This window comes from [Mycobacterium] manitobense (assembly GCF_025821665.1).
Taxonomy (GTDB): Bacteria; Actinomycetota; Actinomycetes; order Mycobacteriales; family Mycobacteriaceae; genus Mycobacterium; species Mycobacterium arseniciresistens.
In genome coordinates, this window is record NZ_JACKSJ010000269.1 from 1 (window position 1) to 9,077 (window position 9,077).

Genomic DNA, 9,077 nt, shown 5'->3' on the forward strand with positions numbered 1-9,077 from the left:
CGGCGGCCAGCACCGTGGCGGGCTCGCGGTCCGCAGCGCGACGGGCCACCAGCGCGGCGCCGATCGCCGCGGCCAGTTCAGGGCGCGGCATCGTCGTCACCGGCAGCCGCAGTTCCTCGGAGAGTCGTTGCGTCACAAGCGGTATCCGGGCGCCGCCGCCCACCGTCGCGACGGCGGCCAGTTGCGCCGGCGCCACCCGGTTGCGCTGCAGCAGGTCGAACACGGCGGCCATCAGGTGGTCGACCGGTTCGCGCATCAGCGACTCGACCTCCGCACGGGTCAGCCGCAGCGCCGCGTGCGGACCGGTCAGACCCGTCGCGGTGTCGAAGGACAGCCGCTCCTTGGCCAGCCGGCACTCGTCGCGCAGCACGGTCAGCGAGGCGACCGCCGACGTGCCGGACTCCTCGGCGTCGATGTCGGCGAGCACGTGCGTCAGCACCGCCCGGTCGATCGCGTCGCCGCCGAAATCGTCGCAGCGGACGCTGCTGCCGACGGGCGCGAAGCCAGCGCCGGCATCGGCCAGTGTCAGGGTCGTGCCGGTGGCGCCGACGTCACACAGCAGCACCAGGCCCCGGGCGGGCAGGCCGGGCCGCGACTGCAGCGCCGTCAGCGCCGCGACGGCATCGGACACCAGGATGGCGTGCGGCATCCGGGCCTGCACGGCGTCCACCGCGGTGGCCGGCCAGTATGCGGGCACCGCCAGGCCGGTGACGTCGGCCCGGCCCGCCGACCGGGCGAGCGCCGTCAGCGCTGTCACGGTCAGGTCCTCACCGCGGTGGGTGGATCCGTCGGGGGCGACGATGGGAACGGGGTCGCCGGCGCGCTCCACGAAGGCCGACACCACCAGGCCCCGTTCGTCGAGCGCAGCGTTCTCACCCGGCAGGCCCACCTCAGGCGGCCGGTGCCCGAACAGGGTGAGCACCGAACGGCGGACGACGGGGCGGTCGGCGGGCCCGGTCAGCGGCACGGCGACCAGGTTCGTGACGCCGACTGACAATCCCAGCAAGCTGCGCATACCTGTATGTCGCCGCGGGCCCGCGATTCGTTAGGCGGTTCGGCGACCGATTTCAACGGCTCAGCGGCCGCGGGCGGCGAACTCCGCGACCATGGCCTCCGCACTGCGCACAGCGGCCCGGCAGGCCCTGGTGGTGAACGGGTCGTTGAGGGGGTGATCGGCGCGGCGGCGCCAGCGCTGGGCAGCGGCGAACGCGGCCCTCGGCCCGTCGTAGGGGGCGTCGGGCTGCAGGCCCAGCCTGCTCGCGGCGTCGGTGCCCGACCCGCCGATGATGCGCCGCAGCGAGACGATCTCGTCTTCGTTCAAGGTGGTTGGCCGCGAACGAAGTTGGCTCAGCAGCCGGAGTTCCTCGTAGGCGTGGGTGTCGGCCAGCAGCGGGTCGATGTCGGCGACGATGTAGGGCGTCGCGTAGATCGGGTGCTGCTCGACGAACCGGCGCAGTGACAGCAGCGCGGTGTGCGCCTTGAGCAGGTCGGAACGCTGGGCGAACTGCTGGTCGATGACGTCGCGCAACGCGACGAGACCGCTGCGCTCGAGTAGTTCGTCGGCCAGCGCCACCGAGTCGGTGACACCGGCCCGCAGCACCGCGATCGAGATCCGCACCCCGAACATCCCGAACCGGTTCAGCAACGCCGCGCGGGTGGCGGCGTCGACCGGCAGCGAGGAGTCCTCGCGCACGAAACGGTCCACCGACAGCATCGCCTTGGCCAGCTCGGCCGCGTCGACCCCGGCCAGCTTCTCCAGCGCCACGAACTCGCTCTGCCGCAGGGTCCGCGCGGTCAGTGCGAGCAGCCCCGACACGGGCACCACCGCCTGGCAGATGCCGGTCTTGTCCATCTCGGCGGTGAACCGACCGGCGACGTCCTTGGCCGACATCATCGCGTCGATGCGGCCCGCGCCGATCTCGTCGGCCCGCGACGCCACCCCGATCACGCCGAGCGCGCCCGAGGAGCCGCCCACCAGCTCGCCGATCTGCTTGAGCAGCGCGATGTCGGCGGCGTTCAGCGTGCGAAGCAGGAACACCACGGCGTCGACCCGGGGCACGCCGTCGTCGGGCACCAGCAGCCGCAGGGTGCGCTGCGAGACGTCCCGCGACAACGACGACGTCCCAGGGGTGTCGATGATCGTGGTGTCGATCAGTTCGGCGGCCGGCCATTCGACGTCGAGGTCCACCACGTCCTCGGGGTCCAGGCGGGCGAAGTCGAACGTCAGGCCCCGGTGGTCCGGGGAGCCCTGCGCGCCGCGGCCGATCGGCACGTTCGAACGCCGGCCGCCGCGATGGTTCGCGGTCACCTTCGGAGTGGGCCCGTGCCGGAACCAGGTGACGATCCGGGTGGCCTCGGTGGCGTCGGTGGGTGCGATGTCCTCCCCCACCAGCGCGTTGACCAGCGTGGATTTGCCGGCCTTCAACGTCCCGGCCAGGGCGATGCGGATCGGCTGGTTGAGCCTGCGACCGATCCGGTCGAGTTCGTTGTGCACGTCGGGACGGTCGCGGTACGCCGGATCGGCCCGGTAGGCACTGATGGTGCCGCCCAGGATCGTCCGCACCTGATCGCTCGTGCTCATGTCGGCTGTCCAGCTTAGGCACCCGGCCGCCGCGCAGTGCAGGCGCGCGTCCGACGAGCGTGTCGACTAGGAGTTGCTGCGCATCCCGGCCGGCTCGGCCGGGGCGCCGACGCTCAGCTTCTCGCAGTGGTCGAGTACCTGCCGCAGGATGTTGCGCCGGCGTTCGAGCTCCTTGACGCGGGCGTTGCGCTCGGTCTCCTCCATCTTGGCGGCGGCGAGCGTGGCCTGCAGTGACTCGTTGAGCGACCGGGTGGTCTGGTTGGCGATCTCCCGGTAGTGGTCGCGCAGCTGGCGCTGGATCCCCTTGAGCCGGTCACGCGATTCCTTGCCGACGACGAACGAAACGTCGTCGACGAATTTGCGCATGTTGATCTTGGCGTCGTTGCGGATCCGGAGCATCCGGTTCTCCATCTCCTCCTTGTAGGCCTTACGGCCGATCAGCGCGCCGGCGCCCAACGACAGCGGGTTGAGCATGCCGAGGCCGGCGAAGGAGGTGAGCATGCCGAACATCAGCACACCGCCGAAAGATCCCCGCAGGCCGGAGACCACGCGGTCGCCGACGCGGATCGGTCTGGCCTCCAAAGACGCCAGCGATTTGAATTCGCCGAAGCCGGCGCCCATGTCGCGGGCGTCGATGGTCGGCATCTTGATGGCGTCCAGACCGGCTTCCATGAACGTCCTGGCCACCTCGGCGGCGAGTGCCTCGGATCGCTGGTAGGCCCACACGAAGTTGTCGCCGACCGCGGTGGCGACGGCGTTCTCCAGTTCGGCCCCGATCTCCGCCCACTGCACGCTCGGGTCGCAGGAGTCGATCACCGACTCGGTGTACGCCACGATGTTGCGGAACCGGCCCCTCAGGTCGTGGTCGACGTCCGCGGTCAGGTCGTTGATGCCGTCGTTGAGCACCTGCTGCCACAGCGCGGTCTGCTGCAGCGCATCCTGGGCCTCCTGCTTGCGCCGTTCCAGCTCCTCGGTCAGCCGGTCGCGGGCCTGCGGATCATTGAACGCCGACAGCTCGGCGTCCAACCCCATCGCCAGATGCTCGGCGGCGGCGCGGATCTCGCTCACCACATGGTCGCGCACCCGGTCGCTCTCGCGGCTGAGCACACGGTCGGACAGGAACTTCACGATCGCCGGGAAGTTGGACTCCTCGTTGAGTTCCTTGTCGTTGAGCTGGATGGCGTGGCTGCGCAGCTGCGCCGACGCGGGGATCATCGGCGTCGAGATGCCCGCGCGCCGCAGGTGCACGGAGTTGGCGTCGACGATCTGCCGCCAGTGCGGGTAGAGGTCGGTCTTGGACGCCACGATCACGGCCACCGGGCAGATCTCGACGGCCTGCCGGATGAACGTCATCTCCGGTTCGGTGAACTCCTGGCTGGTGTCGCTGACCATCAGCATCGCGTCGGCGTCGGGCAGCAACCCCAGCGTCGCCGACAGGTGCGGCTGGCCGTAGCCGCCGACCCCGGGGGTGTCGATGAACGCCAACCCGCCCTTGAGGAGTGGGCTCGGGGCGGTCACCTCGACGCGCAGCACCTCGCGGCCGCCGGCCTGTGGCGCGCGGCGCAGGTCGTTGCGCAGGTCCGCGGGCGGGATCTCGACCAGTTCGGGCTCTTCGCCGTCGGGGTTGGCGACCACCAGGCGCGCGGAGGCCTGCTCGCCGTAGGACACGACGGTGGCCAGCACGGTGGACTCGTCGTCGCCCACCCGCGCCACCGGCATGTTGAGCAGCGAGTTGAGCAGCAGGCTCTTGCCCTGCTTGAGCTGACCGGCGATCACCACCCGGATCTGCGGGTCGGTGATGCGAGCCTTGGCGCGGGCCAGCCGGTCGACCAGGTCGCCACGCTCATAGGAGTCGGCGATCCTGCTGGTGTGGTCGATGAGTTCGACGATCACCTTGACCTTGCGCGGGTCGTTCGGTTGCGTCATGGCGCCCTTCTCACTCGGTCGATCTCACGTTAATGCGCGAACTGGCGGGGACCGGTTGCGGTCCCCGCCAGTTGCGTCACGCGGTCATGTCGATCAGAACGCGTCCAGATCGTTGTTCGAGGCGACATCGTTGTTGGAGGCGATGTCGGTGTTGGTCTCGAACCCGGTGGTGTTGCCCGAGAACAGCTCGGTGTTCGTCTCGTTGCCCGACCCGATCGCGGTCTCGTTGCCCGAGCCGATGTTCGACTCGTAGCTCGAGGAGTTGTCCTCGATCGAGCTCTCGGTGGACGTGTTGACCTCGGACTGCACCGACGTGCTGGTCGAGTTGTCCTCGACGTTGTCGCTGCCGAAGTCGCCGTCGATCTGCGTTCCGGTGTTGACGTCGTTGTCGGTGATGATGATTCCGCCACCGCTGCCGCCGTCGCCGCCGACCGCGTTGCCGCCGCCGATGCCGATCAGGCTGCCGCCGCCGTCGGCGCCGCCACCGTTGCCACCGCTGGTGTCGACGTCGTTGAGCACCGGTGCGTCGTTGTCGGCGATCAGGTCGCCGCCCGCGGTCTGCGAATTGTCCTCGACCTCGTTGTCCTTACCGACGACGACGTTCGAGCCGGAGCCGGCGAGGATGTCGCCGTTGTTCATCGTGTTGCCGTCGCCGAGCACCGCGCCGTCACCGCTGACGATGTCGCCGTCGTTGTCGCCGCCGACCACGACGCCGCCGTTGGTGGCGGTGTTGCTGGTCTTGTCACCCAGGGTGATGTCACCGAAGCCCAGGTTGAAGGCGCCGTTCTGGGCGTTGGCACCGGCGTTCTGATCCGGGCTGGCGATCGGCACGTTGTTGCCGCTCAGCAGGTCCGTGTCGTTACGGCTGGCGAACTCGGTGGTCGGCGCGAACGACGTCTGCGGCGAGAACGGCGAGGCGAAGTTCGAGGCCAGCTGGTGGTGATCGGCGACCGCGCGCTGCAGGCCGACGATCGGGTCTCCGCCGCCGAGGGCGTAGCCGGCCGGGGCGGCGGTGGCTGCGACCGACGCGAGCTGCGCGGCGGTCACGTTCGGCAGGCCGGCGTCGCGGAGCGCGCCGTCGGGGTCGGTGACGAAGCGGGCCGCCTCGACCGGGCTGCGGAACAGATCGAGGATGAAGTCGATGAGATTCATGGAACTGCCTTTCTGTTTCTTCCCGGTGAGCCCTCGCGGGCTTGGGAGGTGGTTCCCGCCGGCCCTTCCGGCGTTCTGACGACAACGTTATGGATTCCGGGACCGCCGGGGAACGGGGTCGCCTCCCATCCCCCAAAGGTGCCGTACCGGGGTCCCCGCATCGGCCCCATTAGGGGATTAGGGGGTATCTAGGGGGCGCCGGAGGCACTCGCCGGCAGCGCCGCGTTTTCCCTGTTCAAACGACTTCACCCGCGCGGACAGAGGTCCGCGCGGGTGAAGAGGAAGTGCTGCAAAGGTCAGTTGAAGAGGTCGAAACTCTGGCCGTCGGCCCCGGGCACCTGATCGTCGGAGGGCGACTGCCCCCAATCGGCGGCGAAGTCGGCCGCGGTGTCCGCCGGGGCGTCGGCGAAGGCCGTGTCGAACTGCGCGGCCGGGTCGCCGAACGCGCTGTCGAGGTCGGCCAACGACGTGTCGGCCACCTGGACGACCGGTTCGTCCACCACATCGGAGATCACGTTGGCGCCGTCGTCGATCGCCGTGCCTGCGCCTGGATCACCGAAGGCGTCGAACGCCGCGGTGGCGGCGCCGCTCGCCCAGACGTTTCCCGCCGCCTCGGCGCCAACAGCATCGAAACCGCTGGCCGGGCCGGTCATGGACAGCGATTCGGACACCACCGGGATGAGGTTGGCGACGTCGACACTCGTCACGTCGGGCAGGTTCGCCTCGGCGAGGGCACCGGCCGGGTCGGCGCCGTAGCGTGCCGCGGCATCGGGGTCTCGCACCAGCGACATGACGAAGTCGAGAAGCGAGTTAGCCATGACAGCCCGTCCCCCTGATGATGGTGGTGTACTCCGGCGATTCGCCGATGTCCCACGATGCTATCGGCGCAGGCCCGCCCCGGGATCGGTGCCGAACCCAGCCCCACGGCGCGGCCATTAGGGGACGGCACGTTAGGGGATTGACGCCACTAGGGGGATGTTCCGAGGCCTCGGGGGCCCGAGCCGCTAAGGTGAACACCGGCCGAGACAGCAGGAGTGACAGTAATGACCGACTCGTTGGGGTTGTCGATCGGAATGACCAATCTCGTCGCGGCCCGCTTCGGCCGCGACCCGGTCATGCGCCGGTCGATCCTCACCGTTTTCGACGACCGCCCGGCCGAGGTGGGGCTGGCCGCCGAGAACCCGCCCCGCTCCTCCCCCGGGATGGTGCTCAGCGGGTTCGTCGACCGCGTCGGCGATCCCGTGCCCCTGGTGGCGGCCGACGGTTCGGCCCACCGTGGCGAGCAGGTGCTGGCCGAGGCGCTGGACACGATGGCCCGCACCGCGGGCGGCGGCGCCCCGGTCGCGATCGCCGTCCCCGCGCACTGGGGTCCCGCCACCGTCGGCGCCCTGCGTGGGGCGCTGCGTAACCATCCGGGTCTCGCCTCCGACGGCGCCCCGGCCGCACTCATCCCCGACTCGGTGGCCGCCCTCGCTGCCCTGCAGGCCGCACCCGGCCTTCCCGATGCGGGCGTCGTCGTGCTGTGCGACTTCGGCGGAAGCGGCACCAGCATCACGCTGGCCGACGCGTCGTCCAACCTCGACGCCGTCGGCCAGACGGTCCGGCACACCGACTTCTCCGGCGACGGTGTGGACCAGCTGCTGCTCAACCACGTCATCAGCGGTATCGCCGACGCCAATGACGCCGACCCGGCCGGCACCGCGGCGGTCGGTTCGCTGGCCCGCCTGCGTGACGCGTGCCGGCAGGCCAAGGAGCGGTTGTCCGCCGACACCGCGACGGTGGTGCCCGCCGAACTGCCGGGTGTCCGCACCGATTTCCGGGTGACGCGCGCCGAACTCGAACAGCTCATCGCCGGTGGGCTCGCCGGTGTACTGGCCGCCGTCGAGGACACGTTGCGGCGCAACAACATCGCGCCCGCCGACGTGTCGGCGGTGGCCACCGTCGGCGGCGGCGCCCACATCCCGCTGGTCACCCAGCAGCTCTCGGAGCGACTGCGCGCACCCGTCGTCACCACCCCGCAGTCACAGCTCAACATCGCGGCGGGCGCGGCGCTGGTGGCCGGCCGCGGGCTCAGCGCCGAAGCGCCCACCGGCATGGCGCCGATCGCTCCCGACGCACCCACCGGCATGGCGCCCATCGCCCCCGACGCGCCGACCGGACTGGCCCCCGCCGCCGATGCGCCGACGGGCATGGCGCCTGCGGCGTGGGTGGCGGGAGCAGCGGGACTGGCGGCCGGCGAATCCGCCTCCGACGGGGCGTCGTCGGCGACGTTCCGCGCCCTGGCGTGGTCTCAGGACGATGCCCCGACCGACGAGCCGGTGCCCTATGCCGGCGAGGACTACACCGTCGACGCCGGCACCGGCGCCGCGCGGCCTCCGATCGCGTTCGCGCCCGGCGGCGAGGAGGCGCAGTATCCGCCGGAGCCGGAACCGCTGCCCTGGTACAAGCGTCCGCCGATCCTGTTCGGGGCCGCCGCGGTGGCGGCGCTGGCGGCGATCAGCGGCCTGGCGGTGACGCTGACCAGCACCACCGGCGATTCCAGCCCGGTCACCGAGACCAGCACCACCTATTCGATGGAGCCGTCGTTCGCGCCGCTGCCGCCGCCGGTCACGACGGTCACCGTCGGCCCCGACGGCCGCGCCACCACGACGGTGAGCCAGCCTCCGCCCCCTCCCCCGCCGCCGCCGAGCTCCACGACCACCACGTCGCCGACGACCACCACACAGCCGACCACGACCACCACGACGACGACCACCACACAGCCGACGACCACGACGACGCGGCCCACCACCACCCAGCCGACGACCACGGCGCCCCCGCCGCCCACGACCACGGTGGTTCCCGATCCGCCGGACCCGCCCGATCCGCCTGAGCCGCCGACCACCGTGATCGTGCCGGGCGACGGCGCCTGAACCGCCGATGCCCAATCCGGCGCCGGACCGCCTGACCGACGTCCCGCCGGCAGCGGGCGCGTTCGTCGCCGCGCTGCTCGCCGACCCCACCGCGCCGGCGAAGGTGCTGGTGTCCGGTGGCATCGGTACCGGCAAGAGTGCGGTCCTCACCGCCGTGCGGACCGCGCTGCGCGAGGCGGGCCGCACGGTGCTCACCCGGCCGCCCCGTCCTGACGACCCCGCCGACGCGGCGCTCGTCGTCGACGACGCGCACCTGCTCGGCGACGCAGAACTCGACCTGCTCGCCGACCGGGCGGCCGACCCCGCGGCCACGGTGGTGGTGTCCGCGGAGGCGCGGCTGCGGCATGCCGCGCTGCAGTCCTTGAGCACCGCACTCGCCAGGGAGAACCCGGTGGTCGCGCTCGGCCCGCTCGGTCCGGCCGACGTGCACCGCGCGGCGGCAGCCGCACTCGGGGTGACGCCGCCGGTACAGCTGGTGCGGGCGCTGTCCGCCGCGACCGGCGGAG

7 protein-coding genes are annotated in these 9,077 nt (G+C 71.3%); 2 read left to right on the forward strand and 5 right to left on the reverse strand.

Features of this window, described 5'->3' with window-relative positions; translation table 11 throughout:
• The 5 genes from H7I41_RS29555 to H7I41_RS29575 all read right to left on the reverse strand — a co-directional run.
• Positions 1-1,015, reverse strand: a 1,015-nt coding sequence (locus H7I41_RS29555) for a DUF7159 family protein (protein ID WP_264016216.1), incomplete at its 3' end; no start/stop codon positions are given.
• 60 nt (positions 1,016-1,075) lie between these two features.
• Complete coding sequence (locus H7I41_RS29560; protein WP_264016217.1) at positions 1,076-2,581, reverse strand: dynamin family protein; 1,506 nt, start codon at positions 2,579-2,581, stop codon at positions 1,076-1,078.
• A gap of 66 nt (positions 2,582-2,647) precedes the next feature.
• Positions 2,648-4,507 carry a dynamin-like GTPase family protein gene (locus tag H7I41_RS29565; RefSeq protein WP_264016219.1) on the reverse strand — a complete coding sequence of 620 codons (1,860 nt, stop codon included), beginning with the start codon at positions 4,505-4,507 and terminating at the stop codon, positions 2,648-2,650.
• A 93-nt stretch (positions 4,508-4,600) separates the two neighbouring features.
• Positions 4,601-5,659: an IniB N-terminal domain-containing protein gene (locus H7I41_RS29570; RefSeq protein WP_264016220.1), complete on the reverse strand. Its 1,059-nt coding sequence runs from the start codon at positions 5,657-5,659 to the stop codon at positions 4,601-4,603.
• Between the two features lie 296 nt (positions 5,660-5,955).
• A complete protein-coding gene (locus H7I41_RS29575; protein ID WP_264016221.1) occupies positions 5,956-6,477 on the reverse strand; it encodes an Rv0340 family IniB-related protein in 522 nt (173 codons plus the stop codon).
• 225 nt (positions 6,478-6,702) lie between these two features.
• Between H7I41_RS29575 and H7I41_RS29580 the strand changes: the two genes are divergently transcribed.
• Positions 6,703-8,571: an Hsp70 family protein gene (locus H7I41_RS29580; RefSeq protein ID WP_264016222.1), complete on the forward strand. Its 1,869-nt coding sequence runs from the start codon at positions 6,703-6,705 to the stop codon at positions 8,569-8,571.
• 7 nt (positions 8,572-8,578) lie between these two features.
• The coding region (locus tag H7I41_RS29585; RefSeq protein ID WP_264016223.1) for a P-loop NTPase family protein at positions 8,579-9,077 on the forward strand (499 nt) is incomplete at its 3' end.

Coding starts and splice junctions, on each gene's coding strand:
- H7I41_RS29560 (WP_264016217.1), bottom strand. CDS start 2,581: ATGAGCACGAGCGATCAGGTGCGGACGATCCTGGGCGGCACCATCAGT.
- H7I41_RS29565 (WP_264016219.1), bottom strand. CDS start 4,507: ATGACGCAACCGAACGACCCGCGCAAGGTCAAGGTGATCGTCGAACTC.
- H7I41_RS29570 (WP_264016220.1), bottom strand. CDS start 5,659: ATGAATCTCATCGACTTCATCCTCGATCTGTTCCGCAGCCCGGTCGAG.
- H7I41_RS29575 (WP_264016221.1), bottom strand. CDS start 6,477: ATGGCTAACTCGCTTCTCGACTTCGTCATGTCGCTGGTGCGAGACCCC.
- H7I41_RS29580 (WP_264016222.1), top strand. CDS start 6,703: ATGACCGACTCGTTGGGGTTGTCGATCGGAATGACCAATCTCGTCGCG.